Origin of the sequence: Sphaerisporangium aureirubrum, from assembly GCF_042658925.1 — a bacterium.
GTDB classification, from domain to species: Bacteria; Actinomycetota; Actinomycetes; order Streptosporangiales; family Streptosporangiaceae; genus Sphaerisporangium; species Sphaerisporangium aureirubrum.
The window spans coordinates 13223-27771 of sequence record NZ_JBHSRF010000008.1 but is presented as its reverse complement, the minus strand read 5'-3'; the positions used below and the strand labels follow the sequence as shown (position 1 = coordinate 27771).

15 protein-coding genes and 1 pseudogene are annotated in these 14549 nt (G+C 71.3%); 9 read left to right on the top strand and 7 right to left on the bottom strand.

The window, feature by feature from the left end:
- The first annotated feature begins 44 nt into the window (after positions 1 to 44).
- Positions 45 to 1724: an alkaline phosphatase D family protein gene (locus tag ACFP1K_RS08510; protein ID WP_380748755.1), complete on the top strand. Its 1680-nt coding sequence runs from the start codon at positions 45 to 47 to the stop codon at positions 1722 to 1724.
- Positions 1725 to 1778: 54 nt separating this feature from the next.
- Here the strand turns inward: ACFP1K_RS08510 and ACFP1K_RS08505 are convergent, their stop codons facing one another.
- On the bottom strand, positions 1779 to 2798 hold the full coding sequence (locus ACFP1K_RS08505) for an FkbO/Hyg5 family chorismatase (protein WP_380748753.1): 1020 nt from the start codon (positions 2796 to 2798) through the stop codon (positions 1779 to 1781).
- A 281-nt stretch (positions 2799 to 3079) separates the two neighbouring features.
- Here ACFP1K_RS08505 and ACFP1K_RS08500 point away from each other — a divergent pair, with 281 nt between their 5' ends.
- Positions 3080 to 3886 carry a class I SAM-dependent methyltransferase gene (locus ACFP1K_RS08500; protein WP_380748751.1) on the top strand — a complete coding sequence of 269 codons (807 nt, stop codon included), beginning with the start codon at positions 3080 to 3082 and terminating at the stop codon, positions 3884 to 3886.
- 17 nt (positions 3887 to 3903) lie between these two features.
- Here ACFP1K_RS08500 and ACFP1K_RS08495 read toward each other — a convergent pair whose 3' ends face one another.
- The 4 genes from ACFP1K_RS08495 to ACFP1K_RS08480 form a co-directional block, all read right to left on the bottom strand.
- Complete coding sequence (locus tag ACFP1K_RS08495) at positions 3904 to 4230, bottom strand: DUF1048 domain-containing protein (protein WP_380748749.1); 327 nt, start codon at positions 4228 to 4230, stop codon at positions 3904 to 3906.
- Position 4231: 1 nt separating this feature from the next.
- Positions 4232 to 4588, bottom strand: a complete 357-nt coding sequence (locus tag ACFP1K_RS08490) for a DUF1048 domain-containing protein (RefSeq protein WP_380748747.1) — start codon at positions 4586 to 4588, stop codon at positions 4232 to 4234.
- Complete coding sequence (locus ACFP1K_RS08485; RefSeq protein ID WP_380748745.1) at positions 4585 to 4911, bottom strand: PadR family transcriptional regulator; 327 nt, start codon at positions 4909 to 4911, stop codon at positions 4585 to 4587. Before ACFP1K_RS08485 ends, ACFP1K_RS08490 begins: the two co-directional genes overlap by 4 nt.
- 110 nt (positions 4912 to 5021) lie before the next feature.
- A complete protein-coding gene (locus tag ACFP1K_RS08480; protein ID WP_380749024.1) occupies positions 5022 to 5495 on the bottom strand; it encodes a metallophosphoesterase family protein in 474 nt (157 codons plus the stop codon).
- Between the two features lie 123 nt (positions 5496 to 5618).
- Between ACFP1K_RS08480 and ACFP1K_RS08475 the strand changes: the two genes are divergently transcribed.
- Genes ACFP1K_RS08475 through ACFP1K_RS08465 form a run of 3 tightly spaced genes read left to right on the top strand, consistent with a single transcriptional unit; the run spans position 5619 to position 7212 of the window.
- Positions 5619 to 6221 carry a sulfite oxidase-like oxidoreductase gene (locus tag ACFP1K_RS08475; RefSeq protein WP_449329147.1) on the top strand — a complete coding sequence of 201 codons (603 nt, stop codon included), beginning with the start codon at positions 5619 to 5621 and terminating at the stop codon, positions 6219 to 6221.
- On the top strand, positions 6191 to 6946 hold the full coding sequence (locus tag ACFP1K_RS08470) for a ferredoxin reductase (RefSeq protein WP_380748741.1): 756 nt from the start codon (positions 6191 to 6193) through the stop codon (positions 6944 to 6946). Before ACFP1K_RS08475 ends, ACFP1K_RS08470 begins: the two co-directional genes overlap by 31 nt.
- On the top strand, positions 6943 to 7212 hold the full coding sequence (locus tag ACFP1K_RS08465; RefSeq protein WP_380748739.1) for a DUF6510 family protein: 270 nt from the start codon (positions 6943 to 6945) through the stop codon (positions 7210 to 7212). Before ACFP1K_RS08470 ends, ACFP1K_RS08465 begins: the two co-directional genes overlap by 4 nt.
- A gap of 12 nt (positions 7213 to 7224) precedes the next feature.
- On the opposite strand, the gene ACFP1K_RS08460 is transcribed toward ACFP1K_RS08465, so the two are convergent.
- Together ACFP1K_RS08460 and ACFP1K_RS08455 are read right to left on the bottom strand one after the other, a co-directional pair.
- Positions 7225 to 8277 carry a sulfite oxidase gene (locus tag ACFP1K_RS08460; protein WP_380748736.1) on the bottom strand — a complete coding sequence of 351 codons (1053 nt, stop codon included), beginning with the start codon at positions 8275 to 8277 and terminating at the stop codon, positions 7225 to 7227.
- 83 nt (positions 8278 to 8360) lie between these two features.
- The gene (locus ACFP1K_RS08455; RefSeq protein ID WP_380748734.1) at positions 8361 to 9050 is read right to left on the bottom strand and encodes a GntR family transcriptional regulator; all 690 of its coding nucleotides are present in this window, start codon (positions 9048 to 9050) and stop codon (positions 8361 to 8363) included.
- A gap of 313 nt (positions 9051 to 9363) precedes the next feature.
- Here ACFP1K_RS08455 and ACFP1K_RS08450 point away from each other — a divergent pair, with 313 nt between their 5' ends.
- From ACFP1K_RS08450 to ACFP1K_RS08435, 4 genes and pseudogenes are all read left to right on the top strand, one after another.
- Positions 9364 to 10638, top strand: coding sequence for an MFS transporter (locus ACFP1K_RS08450; RefSeq protein WP_380748732.1), 1275 nt, complete (start codon positions 9364 to 9366; stop codon positions 10636 to 10638).
- Between the two features lie 76 nt (positions 10639 to 10714).
- Positions 10715 to 11467: pseudogene (locus ACFP1K_RS08445) on the top strand (LamB/YcsF family protein); the annotation flags it as partial.
- A gap of 296 nt (positions 11468 to 11763) precedes the next feature.
- Entirely contained in the window at positions 11764 to 12381 is a 618-nt protein-coding gene (locus tag ACFP1K_RS08440; RefSeq protein WP_380748730.1) for a 5-oxoprolinase subunit B family protein, read from the top strand.
- A gap of 543 nt (positions 12382 to 12924) precedes the next feature.
- Positions 12925 to 13809, top strand: coding sequence for a 5-oxoprolinase subunit C family protein (locus tag ACFP1K_RS08435; RefSeq protein WP_380748728.1), 885 nt, complete (start codon positions 12925 to 12927; stop codon positions 13807 to 13809).
- The last annotated feature ends 740 nt before the right edge of the window (positions 13810 to 14549 follow it).

Sequence of the window (14549 nt, the reverse complement as noted above, 5' to 3'; positions counted from 1 at the left end):
AAGGCTACCGGCGTTTCCATCCTTGATCGCCTGGGAGTCCCCCCATGCCGCACCTCGACCGCCGATCTTTCCTCGTGACCGGGCTGGCCGCGGGCGCGGTCGCCGCCGTTCCCGCGACCGGCGCCCTCGCCGACCCCGACCCCACCGCCGAGACCGCGCAGAGCCTGGCCTCCCGGGGGCTGCGCACCGACCCCTTCACGCTCGGCGTCGCCTCGGGCGACCCCGACCACGGCGGCTTCGTCATCTGGACCCGCCTCGCACAGCAGCCGCTCGCCGAGGACGGCATGGGCGGCATGCCGCTCCGTCCGTTCACCGTCCAGTGGCAGATCTACTCCGACGAGCGGTGCCACCGCGTGGTGCGCGCCGGGGTGAAGGTGGCCGCGCCCGAGTGGGGGCACAGCGTCCACGTCGAGGTGGACGGCCTGCGCTCCGACCACGAGTACTGGTACCGCTTCCGCGTCGGCCCGTACGTCTCCCCGGCCGGCCGCGCCCGCACGGCCCCGCACCCGCTGTCGTACGGCGCGCCGCTGGCCATGGCGTTCGTGTCCTGCGCGCAGTTCGAGCACGGCTACTTCACCTCCTACCGGCGCCTCGCCGAGGACCACCCGGACCTGGTGCTGCACCTCGGCGACTACCAGTACGAGTACACCAAGGACACCTACACCATCCCCGGCGGCAACATCCGCGACCACGAGGGCCCGGAGACCGAGACGCTGGCGGGCTACCGGCAGCGGCACGCGCAGTACAAGGCCGACCCGGACCTGCAGGCCGCGCACGCCGCCGCGCCGTGGCTGGTGGTGTGGGACGACCACGAGGTGGACAACAACTGGGCCGACGAGGTCCCCGAGCGGCCCGAGGTGCCGCAGCCCAACTTCCTGGCCCGGCGCGAGGCCGCGTTCCGCGCCTACTACGAGAACATGCCGCTGCGCCGCTCCTCCATCCCGCGCGGCATCGACATGCAGCTCTACCGCCGCGTCCGCTGGGGCGCCCTCGCGACGTTCCACATGCTCGACACGCGGCAGTACCGCGACGACCAGGGCTGCGGGGACGGCTACGACGACTGCCCGGCCGCGGTGGACCCGGCGCGCTCCATCACCGGCGCCGCGCAGGAGGCGTGGCTGCTGGACGGCTTCCGCAAGTCGCGCGCCCGGTGGGACGTGCTCGGTCAGCAGGTGTTCTTCGCCCAGCGCGACAACAACGCCGGCCCGGCCAAGGTGACCAGCCAGGACGCCTGGGACGGCTACGTCGCCTCCCGGCAGCGCATCACGCGGGGCTGGGTGGACGCCAGGGTGCGCAACGCGGTGGTGCTCACCGGGGACGTGCACGCGCACTGGGCCTCGGACCTGAAGCTCGACTACGACGACCCGACCGGCCCGTCGGTGGGATCGGAGCTGGTCGCCACCTCGATCAGCACCGGCGGCGACGGGGCGGACTCCGACCCGGCCACCCACCCCTACCTGGCGATCAACCCGCACCTGAAGTTCTACAACAACCAGCGGGGCTACGTGCTCACCAAGATCGAGCGCGATCTGATGACCGCGGACTTCAAGGTGGTGCCGCGGGTGACCGAGCCCGGCGGCGAGGTGTACACGCGGGCGACGTTCGTCGTCGAGGACAAGGTGCCCGGGGTGCGGCAGACGTACCTGCGGCCGATGGACCCGGCGCTGCGCTCCCGCCAGGTCACCGTGGAGGAGACCGTGGACTGGGAGACCAAGCGTCCCTGACCTCCGTGATCCCCAGGGAAGGCGGTGCCCGTGCCCGGGTGCCGCCTTCCGGCGTCAGGAGGGGTGGACGCGGGAGGCGACCGCCTCGATCTCCACCAGGAGGTCGTCACGGCAGATGTCGACGTTCACGTACGCCACGCCGGCGTCCTCGGCGAAAACGTCCGCGCAGATTCTGCGGGCCATCGGAATATCGGCCTTGTGTTTGACATAGACTTTCACGGCGTCAAGGTCACGCAGGGTTAAATCGGCGTTAATTCCATATCGGGAAAGATTTTCCCGGCCCACCAGAATGGCGATGTTCTCAAGCGTCGTCGTCGTTTGCCGGGTCATGTCGCCCTTGTGCACGGTCTCGCTGCCGATGATGCTGGCGGTGCCCGACACGAACATGCGGCCCGTGCCGTCCGGCTCGGCCAGGTACGTCGCCCGGGCGAAGCTCGGCGCCTTCACGCCGTACTTCGGGGGGTAGCGGTAGGCAGGGGTCTGCCGGGGGTTCTCGATGTGCGTCGCCCGCGGGGTGCGGCAGGCCAGCAGGTAGAACGCCACCCCGCCGCCGTGGCTGCCCACACAGGTGGCCGCGGGCAGCAGCTCGGCGGGCACGCCGCCGCGCTCGAACGCCAGCGCACGTCCCTTGCAGAACCGGCCGTACACGTCGCCGCCCCGCTCGTCGGGCTCGTTGATGCGGTGCACCATGTTCCACATGCGCGCCAGGTGAGGGTAGCCGAGCAGCCTGACCACCTCGAACGCCGCGAGGTACGCCTCCTCGGTGGCGGTCACCAGGTCGGCGTCCTCCTCGGTGCGGCCGCACAGGAACAGGTACTCGCCGTCGCACGCGTAGGCCAGGCCCCGGTGCTGCCCGGTCACCACGCCCGTGGTGGTCCGCCAGACCTCGGCGAACGGCGTGACCTCGTCGTCTCCCATCGGCATCGCCATGAACGGGTGCCCGTCCCGCACGATCGGCCCGGCGACGCGGCTCGAGTACTCGATCGCGCCGAGGAGCCCGCCGTCCCGCCCGGCGCCGGTGACCGCGTGCTCGAATCCGCATTCGAGGCCGGCCAGGGAAGTCGCACTGATCATGATGGCTCCACGTCTGCCGGAGATGGTCCTGATCTCAAGCATCGTGGGGAATGACGGCGGGCTCATCTTCCAGAATGCGGCCGGCTCGTGTATTCGGATAACCGGATATCGGATCGGGGCGGCCGGCCGTAACAGACCGTTGAGAAATGCGCGCGCATATCCGCGCGCATCCATGTGAAACGGCTCTTTCGAAGAAGATTGGCCATGGCGCTTTTGCGAGGCTGGGCGGAGCGCATGAGGACCTCCCGCAGGAAACCGCCCCCCACACGAAGGTCTCAGTGATGACGCAGCAGCTCGCCGAACGTTACGGCGACAACATCTTCAACCACGCCACCGCCTCCGAGGACGAGCGCCTCGCCGCGCTGGCCGCCGAGCTGGACCCCGCCTCGTTCCGGCGGCTCGGCGCACTGCCGATCCAGCCCGACTGGCGCTGCCTGGAACTCGGCGCGGGCACCGGGACCGTCGCCCGCTGGATGGCCGCCCGCTGCCCCGACGGCGGCGTCGTCGCCACCGACCTGGACCTGGAGCTGGTGCGCGGCCACGACGGCGAGCACGGCGACGTCACCTGGACGCACCACGACCTCACCCGCGACGACTTCCCACCCGGGTCGTTCGACCTGATCCACGCCCGCTACCTGTTCTGCCACCTGCGCACCCGCGAGCAGGACCTCGCCCGGGTGGCCTCGTGGCTGGTGCCCGGCGGATGGCTCGTGCTGGAGGAGCCCGCCAAGTTCCCCATCGAGTCGTCACCCCACCACGCCTACCGCGAGACCAGCATGGGCGTCTTCACCGCCCTGGCCGAACGAATCGGCACCGACTGCGACTGGCCCCGCGCCCTCCCCGACCACATGAGACGAACCGGCCTGACCGAGCTGGACATCGACATCGCCTACTCGATGGTCGGCGGCAACCGCCCCATGGGCCGCTTCTGGGAACTGACCGTGGAACAACTCACCCCCACCCTGTGCACGATGGACGGCATCACCCCCGACATGGTCGCCGACACCCTGGTGAGCCTCCGCGACCCCGAGTTCCGCGAACTCGGCATGGCCACCCTGGCCGTCACCGGCCGCCGGCCGGTCTCCTAGCCCGGAGCAGGCCTTTGTTACTTCCCGGCCGTGCCGGGTCCCCCGCCGATGGACTCCTGATAGATGTCCGCGTAGGTGCGCGAGTCCTTGATCAAGTCGTCGCAGAAGGCGGCGACGTCGTTTCCGATGAGTTCCAGGACTCCCTTGCCGGCCGCGACGCCCTCCTCGAAGAAATCGACGATCCCTGAGAGCAGGGACCCGGCGAGCAGTTCGATCGGTCCGACCTTGAAGAGGTACCTCTGCATCTCCTTGTAGACGATCTGGTAGTCCGGCGGGAGCGCCTTGACCCGCGCCAGGTGCGCCCGCCACTGCTTCTTGCCCTCGATGATGTCCTGGATGCCCATGTCAGCCTCCTAGCCGGCCCAATTTCCTGGCGACGTTCCTGTTCAACTGATCGCGCCACCGGTCGCGAAAGGTCCGGGCCCCTTCTCCGCCGGCCAGCGCCGCGCAGAAGCCCCCGATGTCGTCACCCAGCACGTCCTGAACGCTCTGCCCATCGGCCGCTGTCTCTTCGAGCAGCCCCAGAGCACTGTCGAGAATCGGCATCAGGTTTCGACCGGTGAAGTCCCCGTAGGCGAAAAGATGCCCCTTGATCTCTTCCCACGCCGCCCGATGGCCGGCCGGCAATACTGCGGCCCGGACTTCGAACGCCTTCCATTCCCTGGTGAGATCGCTGCCTGTCATGGTCTCCCACAGGTTCATTCCCCGCCCTCCTTGAGCTTGTCGATCCGCGATGTGATGTACTCCCATTTCGCCCAGAACGTCGCGAGTACCTCGCGCCCCGCGTCGTTGAGCGCATAGAACTTGCGCGGCGGGCCCAGTCCGGACGGTCGTTTCGTCACCTGGACGAGCCCGTTCCTCTCCAGCCGCAGCAGGATGGCGTAAACCGTCCCCTCGACGACGTCGGCGAAGCCGAGTTCGTGCAGCCGGCGCGTGATGGCGTACCCGTAGGTCTCCTCGCTGCCGATGATTTCGAGCACGCAGCCCTCAAGCGTGCCCTTCAGCATCTCCGTCAGGTCGTCCATGGTGGGTCCCCTTCGGCGCTCCCGGTACTCCGTAGTACCGAGTACCACTATACGGTACCACAGAGTAGTTCGGACACATGACGACCAACTGAGCTCGTCCGTGCGGGGGGTCAGGTGACGGGGACGATGTGAGCGGCCACCAGGTGGCCGGTGGAGATGTCCAGCAGGCCGAGGGTGCCGTGGGGCTGACGGCGGCGGTCGGTGGGGGAGCCTGGGTTGAAGAGGCGGAGGTTTTGTTCCTCGTGGTTCAGGGGGATGTGGGAGTGGCCGAAGATCACTAGGTCGGCTTCGGGGAAGCGGCGGCGCATGCGGAGCCAGCGGCCCTTGGCGGGGCCGCTGTCGTGGATCATCGCGACGTGTAGACCGTCCAGGGTCAGTTCCAGGGTTTCGGGGGCCGCGACGTCGGGGCCGTCGTTGTTGCCCTTGACGGCGTGGACGGGGGCGTAGGCCGCCAGCTCGTCCAGGACGGCGCCGGTGCACACGTCGCCGGCGTGCAGGATCAGGTCGGCGCCGCGCAGGTGCTCCGCCACCGCGGGCGGGCAGGACTTCCACCGGCGCGGACCATGGGTGTCCGCCAGCGCCACGACCCTCAATGCCGCTCCCCCTTCACAGCTCCCCCTACCCCACACGAAACAATGGTGTCCTAGCCTTGGATGGCCGGGCGCCGATCTTCGGCCCCCGGCCCCGCACCAGCGAACAGGACGGTGATGGCCGTGAGCGTGATCTCCCGCGGCTTCCGCGGCCGAGGGCGTCCCGATGTGAACCTTCCGCCGGGGCAGTATCTGACCAAGGACTTCCCGGTGCTGTCCGCCGGGCCGACGCCCCGGATCGACCTGGACCGGTGGAAGTTCACCCTCACTACCGAGTCCGGCGAGCGGCGCGAGTGGAACTGGGAGGAGTTCCTGGCGCTGCCGTCGGAGAAGGTCACCGTGGACCTGCACTGCGTGACCAAGTGGTCCAAACTGGGCACCACCTGGGAAGGCGTGCCGCTGGAGGCGCTGCTCGACGAGGTCGACACCGCCGCCGACCACGCCCTCGTCCACTCCTACGGCGGATACACCACCAACCTCCCCGTCGAGGACCTTCTGGACGGCAAGGCGTGGGTGGCGTACCGCTACGACGGCGAGGACCTGGAGCCCGAGCACGGCGGCCCGGCCCGCCTGCTGGTCCCCCACCTGTACCTCTGGAAGAGCGCCAAGTGGGTGAACGGCCTCCGGCTGAGCGACGAGGACGAGCCCGGCTTCTGGGAGAGCGTCGGCTACCACAACTACGGTGACCCATGGCGCGAACAGCGGTACTGGGGCGACTGACCTGGCGCGCCGCCACGGTGGCGGCCGTCAGGGAGGAGAACTCCACAGCACGCACCCTCGTCCTGGACGTCCCCGGCTGGCCCGGCCACACCCCCGGCCAGCATGTCGACGTCCGCCTCACCGCCCCCGACGGCTACTCGACCCAGCGCAGCTACTCCATCGCCTCGGCCCCCACTCCGGGCCGGCTGGAGCTGACCGTGCAGCGGGTCGACGACGGCGAGGTCTCGTCCTACCTGGTGGACATCGCCGAACCGGGCGACGCGTTCGAACTACGCGGCCCGGTCGGCGGCTACTTCACCTGGTCCCCGGCCAACCCCTCCCCCGTCCTGCTGATCGGCGGCGGCTCCGGCGTGGTCCCGCTGATGTCGATGATCCGCACCCGGGCGGCCGCGGTGGACGGTGTGGCGCCGTTCCGGCTGGTGTACTCGACGCGGTCCCCCTCCTCCGTGTTGTACGGCGGTGAGCTGGACGGGGCCGCCGTGCCCGGTGTCGAGATCGTGCTCGCGTACACCCGGGAGGCGCCGCCGGGGTCGGCGCGGCCGGCCGGACGGGTCGACGGTGCGTTGCTGGCCGGTCAGGGCTGGGGGCCCGAGCGTATGCCGTTGTGCTTTGTCTGCGGGCCCACCGGGTTCGTGGAGGCGGTGGCCGATCTGCTGGTCGACCAGGGGCATCCCGCCGATCGCATCAGGACCGAACGTTTCGGACCCACTGGAGGCGCATCATGACCGACCCACGGGTCGACGGCAACGAGCTCGCCGGGCCGCTGCGCGAGGTCTTCGCCGTCGACATCACCGCGGCGCTGTGCCGGTGCGCGGGCTGCGGCAGGGCGGGCGCCGTCGCCGAACTCCAGGTGTACGACCGTGCGCCCGGCCTGGTCGGCCGCTGCCCGGAGTGCTCCGCGGTGGTGCTGCGCCTGGTCCGCGGCCCCGGCCGCGCCTGGCTGGACCTCAGCGGCCTGTCGTACGTCGAATGCCCCATGCCGGACAACTGACCGAGGCACGGGTCACTCCCGGCAGGTGACCGTGACACGGTGCCAGGAGGTGTTGGCATAGCCCTTGGGGTTCCACACGCTCCGGGGTGACTCGGGCTGGGTGGCGGCGGCGTCGTCCCAGGCGCGGACGGCGATGGTGGTCTCGCCCGCCGGGAGGCGGGCGGTGGCGCGCCAGTGCCGCCAGGCCCAGGGGCCGGCGGGAGAGCCGAGGTCGGCCCGTTGCCAGGTGGTGCCGCCGTCCAGGGAGACCTCGACGCGAGCGACCGCGCGTCCGCCGCCGGTGTAGGCGTAGCCGGCGACCTCGGTGGGCCCGGGGGCGAGGCGGTCGCCGTCGCCGGGCCGCAGGATCGCCGAGTTGAGCGGGACCGGGCCGAGGGGGATGCCGTCCGGGTCCGGGCCGGGGACGGCGGGCAGCATGCGGTAGGCGATGGCCTGGTAGTAGTTGCCGGACGGCTCGGCCAGCGCGGTGATCCGGGTGAGCCATTTGACGCTGCGGGCGCCGATCCACCCGGGCACCACGACCCGCAGCGGCGCGCCGTGGACGGGCGGCAGCGGCTCGCCGTTCATCTCCCAGGCCAGCAGCACCTCCGGCGCGACGGCCTTGGCGAGCGGGACGGACCCGCCGTACGGCTGGGGCGGCGACACCTCCATGGAGACGTCGCACCCCTGGAACGCGATGTGCGCGGCACCAGCCCGCAGCCCGGCGCGGGTCAGGACGTCCGCGAGCCCGGTGCCGCTCCAGACCGCCGTGGACGTGGCGCCGGGCCCCCAGGGATCCTCCCCCGGGATGTCCCGCACGCCGAGCAGCCCGGCGCGCCGGTTGCCCGCGCACTGCAGCGTGGCCACCACCGTCCGCTCGGGGAACCCGGTCCGCAGGTCCGCTAGGGAGAGCTCCAGCTCCCGCTCGACCAGGCCGTCCACGGTGAGCCGCCAGGCGCCGAGGTCGACGGCGGGCACCGCGGCGTGGTCACGGACGTAGAAGGCGTCGACGGGCGTGATCACCTGCTCGGCCAGCACGGCCGGCGGCGGCTCGGCGTTGTACGGGTGCGCGTGATGCACCCGCATGTCATCCCTTTTGCCCCATTTGTCCACACCGCCGGGATTCCCGCCCCCGGGAGTGCCGACACCTGGGCATCAGCCCTCAGGGCTCAGGCGTACGCCTTCAGTAAAGTCGCCTCGGCGTCGTCCAGGTAGTCGGTCAGCGCCGCGCGGGCGCCCTCGACGTCGCCGGCCTCGATGAGCCCGAGGATCCTGCGGTTGCGCGGGAGGTAGCGCCCGTGGAAGGCGCGCGGGTCCGTCACCACGAGGAACCCCAGGCGCAGCTCGGCGAGCACCTGCGACATCAGCTCCGTCGTCCTCGGGCTGCCCATGAGGTCGACGACGGCCTGATGGAACTCCATGTTCGCGGTGCCCACGTCGCCCCAGCGCTCCTCCTCGGCAGCCTTCTCGGCGGCGCCCACCGCCTCGCGCAGACCGGCCAGCCCCTCCTCGGCGGGAGGTGACGCGTCGCCCACCGCGGCGCACTCCACGAGACGGCGGATCCGGTAGAGATCCCGCACGTCGGCGGCGGTAAGAGCCCGGACGAAGACACCGCGGTTGAGCTTGTGCACGAGCAGCCGCTCGTGGGAGAGCAGGCGGAACGCCTCGCGCAGCGTGTTGCGGGAGACGCCGAGGGCGTTGCCGATGACGTCCTCGGCGAGCCGGGCGTCCGGCTTGAAGAGACCCTGGGTGATGTGCCGGCGCAGGATGGCCGCCGTCCGCTCGGCGGTGCTGCTGTGCTCGAGCAGCCCACGGTCCCGTCCGAGGCGTTCGGCCGCCTCCGCCACACCATCAACCACGACCGCGTGGCCCTTCCCTCGACTGCCGTTTCCCACCACGAATCACCAGCTCAGCGGGGAGCCGCCGACCGGCGGGCACACCCTCCCGACCGTGGTTGCGGGCATCGTAGCACGCATGGGGTATTGCTCCCATGATTGAGGATCTCTATGTTGAATGGAAGGATCGCCGTATTGCCGCCTGTGACTATCGTACTACAAAAGTATTGTCAGATCGTTCAACGATCGCTATCGTTCAGCACATGGGCCCCGCCGGGGCTCGGGAGACGTGGGTGTGTCGTCTCCGATCAGGCAGATACCGGCAACGAGGTGTGACATGACGACATCGAGCACGCCACAACCAGCCATCACCGAGGACCGGGGACCCCGGGCCTTCGCCTGGTACACCACGCTCGGCAAAGAGGGCCAAAAGGCCTTCAAGGGAGCGTTCCTGGGGTTCAGCCTGGACTCCTACGACTTCTGGGTCCTGCCTCTCGGCCTGGTCGCGATCGCGGCGACCTTCGGCCTCGGCACCGCCGAGACGGGGCTGCTCGCCACGGCGACGCTGGTCTGCTCGGCCGTCGGCGGCATCATCGCGGGGGTCCTCGCCGACCGGATCGGCCGGGCCAACACCCTGATGATCACGGTCGTCACCTACGCGGTCTTCACCGCGCTGTGCGGCCTCGCGCCCAACTACGAGATCCTGCTGGTCTTCCGCGCCCTCCAAGGCGTGGGCTTCGGCGGCGAATGGGCCGCCGGGGCCATCCTGGTCGCCGAGTACGCCACCTCGCGGCATCGCGGACGGGCAGTCGCGGTGATCCAGAGCTCATGGGCGGTCGGCTGGGGCGTCGCGGTCGTCGCCTACACGCTGGTGTTCCAGCTGGTCGACCAGGACCTCGCCTGGCGGGTGCTGTTCTGGACCGGAGCGCTGCCCGCGCTGCTGGCGATCTGGGTGCGGCGCAACGTCGTCGACGCGCCCGAGCACGCCGAGCGGCGCAGGCGGGCCGGGCACGCCTCCCTCTTCGCCATCTTCGGCGACGGCCTCGGCCGGACCACCTTCTTCGCCACGATGCTCGCCACCGGGGTGCAGGGCGGCTACTACACGCTGGCCACGTGGGTGCCCACGTACCTCAAGAGCGAGCGCGGGCTGACGGTGATCGGCACGGGGGGCTACCTCGCCTTCCTGATCACCGGGGCGTTCATCGGCTATCTCACCGGGGGGCACTTCACCGACCGCATCGGGCGCAGGGCGACGTTCGCCGTCTTCGCGGTGCTCAGCGGGAGCCTGATCGTGCTGTACACGCAGCTGCCGGCGGACGCCAACACGTACGTGATGTTCCTCGGGTTCCCGCTCGGGTTCTGCTCCTCGGCCATCTTCTCCGGCTTCGGGGCGTACCTCGCCGAGCTGTACCCGGGGCACATCCGGGGCAGCGGGCAGGGCTTCACGTACAACGTCGGGCGGGGGCTCGGGGCGTTCTTCCCGGCGATCATCGGGTACCTGGCCACGAGCTATAGGGTTGGCGGTGCCATGGCGTTCGGCGCCCTGGCGTACGGGCTCGCCGTGATCGCGCTCCTCGGGCTGCCCGAGACCCGCGCCCGGGACCTGTCCTGAAGGCACGGTCACACCGGCCTTACTGAAACCATTACACCGCCGCACGGACACGGAGCAGATGGTGCCTGAACCGACCATACGCATCGACCTCAACTCCGACCTCGGGGAGGGGTTCGGCCGCTGGGAACTGGGCGACGACGACGCGTTGCTGTCCATCGTCACCAGCGCCAACGTGGCCTGCGGCTTCCACGCCGGCGACCCGACGATCATGCGGCGGGTCTGCGGGACCGCGGCGGGCCTGGGCATCGCCATCGGCGCCCAGGTCGGCTACCGGGACCTCGCCGGCTTCGGGCGGCGCTTCATCGAGATGCCGCCCGAGACGCTGGCCGACGAGATCGTCTACCAGATCGGCGCCCTGGACGCCTTCGCCCGGCTGGCCGGGACGCGCGTCTCCTACGTCAAGCCGCACGGCGCCCTGTACAACGCGATCGTGCACCACGAGGCCCAGGCGGGCGCCGTCGTGGCCGCCGTCCAGGCGTACGACCCGCTCCTGCCGGTGCTGGGGCTGCCCGGCTCGGCCTGGCTACGCCTCGCCGCCGAAGCGGGCCTAACCACCGTCGCCGAGTGCTTCGCCGACCGCGCCTACACCCCCCAGGGCACACTCGTCCCCCGCGACCGCCCCGGCGCCGTACTGCACGACCCCGGCGAGGTGGCGCGCCGCACCGTCCGCATGGCTCTAGGCGAGCCGATCGAGGCCGTAGACGGCTCCCCCCTGATCATCCACGCCCGCTCCATCTGCGTCCACGGCGACAGCCCCGGCGCCGTCACCATGGCCCGCGCGATACGCACAGCCCTCACCGCCCACGGCATCGAACCGACTCCCTTCGCCGCACCGAGAGGTCCAGCACCGGCCGCCCCAGCACCAGGTGGCCCAGCACCAGGCGATCCGGCATCAGGCGCCCCAGCACCAGGCGCCCCAGCACCAGGCGATCCGGCACCAGGTGGCCCGGCACCAGGCGATCAGGCACCAGGCGATCCAGCATCAGGCGCCCCAGCACCAGGTGGCCCGGCACCAGGTGGCCCGGCACCAGGTGGCCCGGCACCAAGTGGTCCTGCGTCCGCGCCGGACCCGTCCGCTCATACGGCCGCACCGGCCCCCTCCGCCCCGGCGGGCACGGAGGAGCGGTGAACCCCCGGCTGCGGCGGTGCGGGGACGGCGCACTGCTGGTGGAGGTGGACAGTGTCGACGAGGTGGTCGCGTTGTACGACGCGGTCGCGGGCGAGCCGCCCGAGGGGGTGACCGATCTGCTTCCCGCGGCGCGCACGCTGCTGGTGCGTTTCGAGCCGCCCGCGCGGCCGGACACGGTCGGCGCGGCGATCCTCGCCGCAAGGCCACGGCCCGGCCGGCGAGCCGAGGCCGGGGAGGTGACGATCCCGGTGACGTACGACGGGGCGGACCTCGCCGAGGTGGCCGGGCTGACAGGACTGACCGAGCGCGAGGTGGTGGCCGCGCACACCGGCACCCCGTGGGTCGTGGCGTTCTGCGGCTTCGCGCCGGGTTTCGGGTACCTAGTCGGCGGCGACCCCCGGCTGGAGGTCCCGCGCCGCACCGAGTCCCGGATCCGGGTCCCCGCCGGTTCCGTAGCGCTGGCCGCCGGATTCAGCGCCGTCTACCCCCGTGAGTCCCCCGGCGGCTGGCGCCTCATCGGCCGCACCGCCCTCCAAGTATGGGACGTCACCGCCACCCCACCCGCCCTCCTCCGCGCCGGCACCCACGTCCACTTCACGGAGGCCACACCGTGACCGACCTCGCTCCTTCCCGGAGGCGCACCGTGGATGACCTCGCTCCTTCCCGGAGGCGCACCGTGGATGACCGCGCTCCTTCCCGAAGGCGCACGGTGGATGACCTCGCTCCTTCCCGGAGGCGCACCGTGGGTGACCGCGCTCCTTCCCGGAGGCGCACCGTGGTTGACCGCGCTTCTCCCCCGAGGCGCATCGTGGTTGACCGCGCTCCTTCCCGGAGGCGCACCGTGGATGACCGCGCTTCTACATGGAGGCGCACGGTGGGTGAGCTCGCTTCTTCCCGGAGGCGCACCGTGGATGACCGCGCTCCTTCCCGAAGGCGCACCGTGGATGACCGCGCTTCTACATGGAGGCGCACGGTGGATGACCTCGCTCCTTCCCGGAGGCGCACCGTGGATGACCGCGCTTCAACATGGAGGCGCACGGTGGATGACCTCGCTTCTTCCCGAAGGCGCATCATGGCTGACCGCGCTTCTTCCCGGAGGCGCACGGTGGGTGAGCTCGCTCCCCCGGGCGTCCCCACGACGGCGACGGAGGCCCGCCGTGGGTGATCGTGCGGTGCTGGAGGTGCTCACACCCGGGCCGATGACCACGGTGCAGGACCTCGGCCGTCCCGGGCTGGGCGACCTCGGCGTGGGCCGGTCCGGTGCCGCCGACCGGGACGCGCTGCGGCTCGCCAACCGGCTGCTGGCGAACCCGGAGGGGGCGGCGGCGCTCGAGGTGACGATGGGGGGGCTGGCGGTGCGGGCGCACGGGCACCTGCTGGTCGCGCTCACCGGCGCCCGGTGTCCGGCCACGGTCACCGACCCGGCCGGACGGACCCGGGGGATCGGCCACCGCGCCGTGGAGTGCCTGCCCGCCGGGGGCGTGCTGCGGCTCGGCCACCCGCCGCGCGGCCTGCGCACCTACCTGGCCGTGCGGGGTGGCCTGGCCGTCGAGCCGGTTCTGGGCTCCCGGTCCACCGACACCATGGCGGGCCTCGGCCCACCCCGTCCCGTCCCCGGTTCCCTGCTCCCCATCGGCCCCCCACCGGAGGCGTTCCCCCTGGTCGACCTGGCCCCCGCCCCCGAGCCCCCGCCCGGAGACACCGTGCTGGAGGTCCTGCCCGGTCCCCGTGACGACTGGTTCGCCGGCGACGCGCTCGACGCGTTGTGCTCCGAGCCGTACGAGGTGACCCCCGACAGCGACCGCGTCGGCATGCGCCTGCGCGGTCCCAAGCTGACCCGCACCCGCGACGGCGAACTCCCCCCCGAGGGCATGGTGCCGGGAGCGCTCCAAGTCCCCCCCTCCGGCCAGCCCACCCTGTTCCTAGCCGACCACCCCGTAACTGGCGGCTACCCCGTAATAGCCGTAGTCCGTACCCACCACGTCCCCCAAGCCGCCCAGGCCCGCCCAGGCGACCGGATCCGCTTCCGCCTGACCCGATGAAACCCACCAAGGAGGGCCGGAAACACAACCCGAGGACGACCGCCTGACGGCGGACACGTATAGCGAGGTCGGGAGGAGGCTGGACCTGCGGAAATGGACAGAACCATCGCAGTCGAGCACGGTGAGCCCCGGCAGGCCCCGGGGCTGCGGGGGTGTCCCCCGCATAAGAACAGCCCTCGCGGCTCTCGCGCGGAGCGCGGCCTCCGCGAGGACCGTTTCACCGGCACCACACCTATCACCGGTTACCCGCCATACGGCGGCGCCGGATTCGCCGTACAACATCCCACCGCCGCGGCGCCGATCGAGAGAACTCCCGGGGCAGACACCTCCCGGGGCAGACACCTCCCGGGGCAGACACCTCCCGGGGCAGACACCTCCCGGGGCAGACACACCTCCCGGGGCGAACACCTCCCGGGGCGAACACCTCCCGGGGCGAACACCTCCCGGGGCGGACACACCTCCCGGGGCGGACACACCTCCCGGGGCGAACACCTCCCGGGGCGGACACACCTCCCGGGGCGGATTACGGGTTTTCCGCCATACGACGGCGCCGCCGGAGCCCCGTCGCCTCGTCGGGTTTGTCTTTGTCCGGCGCCGGGTCGGCGGGAGGGTGGGCAGCGAACACGGCGCCGTCATACGGCGGGACACCGGCCCGGTGGGACGCGTCGCGGTGGACCACCATGAGCCCGGCAGGGCCCGGGGGCGCGGGGGTGCCCCCCGCACAGGCACAGCCCTTGCCC

What these genes read in the sequence shown, in the direction of transcription:
- ACFP1K_RS08510 (WP_380748755.1), top strand. Translation starts at nt 45, where the DNA reads ATGCCGCACCTCGACCGCCGATCTTTCCTCGTGACCGGGCTGGCCGCG.
- ACFP1K_RS08505 (WP_380748753.1), bottom strand. Translation starts at nt 2,798, where the DNA reads ATGATCAGTGCGACTTCCCTGGCCGGCCTCGAATGCGGATTCGAGCAC.
- ACFP1K_RS08500 (WP_380748751.1), top strand. Translation starts at nt 3,080, where the DNA reads ATGACGCAGCAGCTCGCCGAACGTTACGGCGACAACATCTTCAACCAC.
- ACFP1K_RS08495 (WP_380748749.1), bottom strand. Translation starts at nt 4,230, where the DNA reads ATGGGCATCCAGGACATCATCGAGGGCAAGAAGCAGTGGCGGGCGCAC.
- ACFP1K_RS08490 (WP_380748747.1), bottom strand. Translation starts at nt 4,588, where the DNA reads ATGAACCTGTGGGAGACCATGACAGGCAGCGATCTCACCAGGGAATGG.
- ACFP1K_RS08485 (WP_380748745.1), bottom strand. Translation starts at nt 4,911, where the DNA reads ATGGACGACCTGACGGAGATGCTGAAGGGCACGCTTGAGGGCTGCGTG.
- ACFP1K_RS08475 (WP_449329147.1), top strand. Translation starts at nt 5,619, where the DNA reads ATGGCCGTGAGCGTGATCTCCCGCGGCTTCCGCGGCCGAGGGCGTCCC.
- ACFP1K_RS08470 (WP_380748741.1), top strand. Translation starts at nt 6,191, where the DNA reads ATGGCGCGAACAGCGGTACTGGGGCGACTGACCTGGCGCGCCGCCACG.
- ACFP1K_RS08465 (WP_380748739.1), top strand. Translation starts at nt 6,943, where the DNA reads ATGACCGACCCACGGGTCGACGGCAACGAGCTCGCCGGGCCGCTGCGC.
- ACFP1K_RS08460 (WP_380748736.1), bottom strand. Translation starts at nt 8,277, where the DNA reads ATGCGGGTGCATCACGCGCACCCGTACAACGCCGAGCCGCCGCCGGCC.
- ACFP1K_RS08450 (WP_380748732.1), top strand. Translation starts at nt 9,364, where the DNA reads ATGACGACATCGAGCACGCCACAACCAGCCATCACCGAGGACCGGGGA.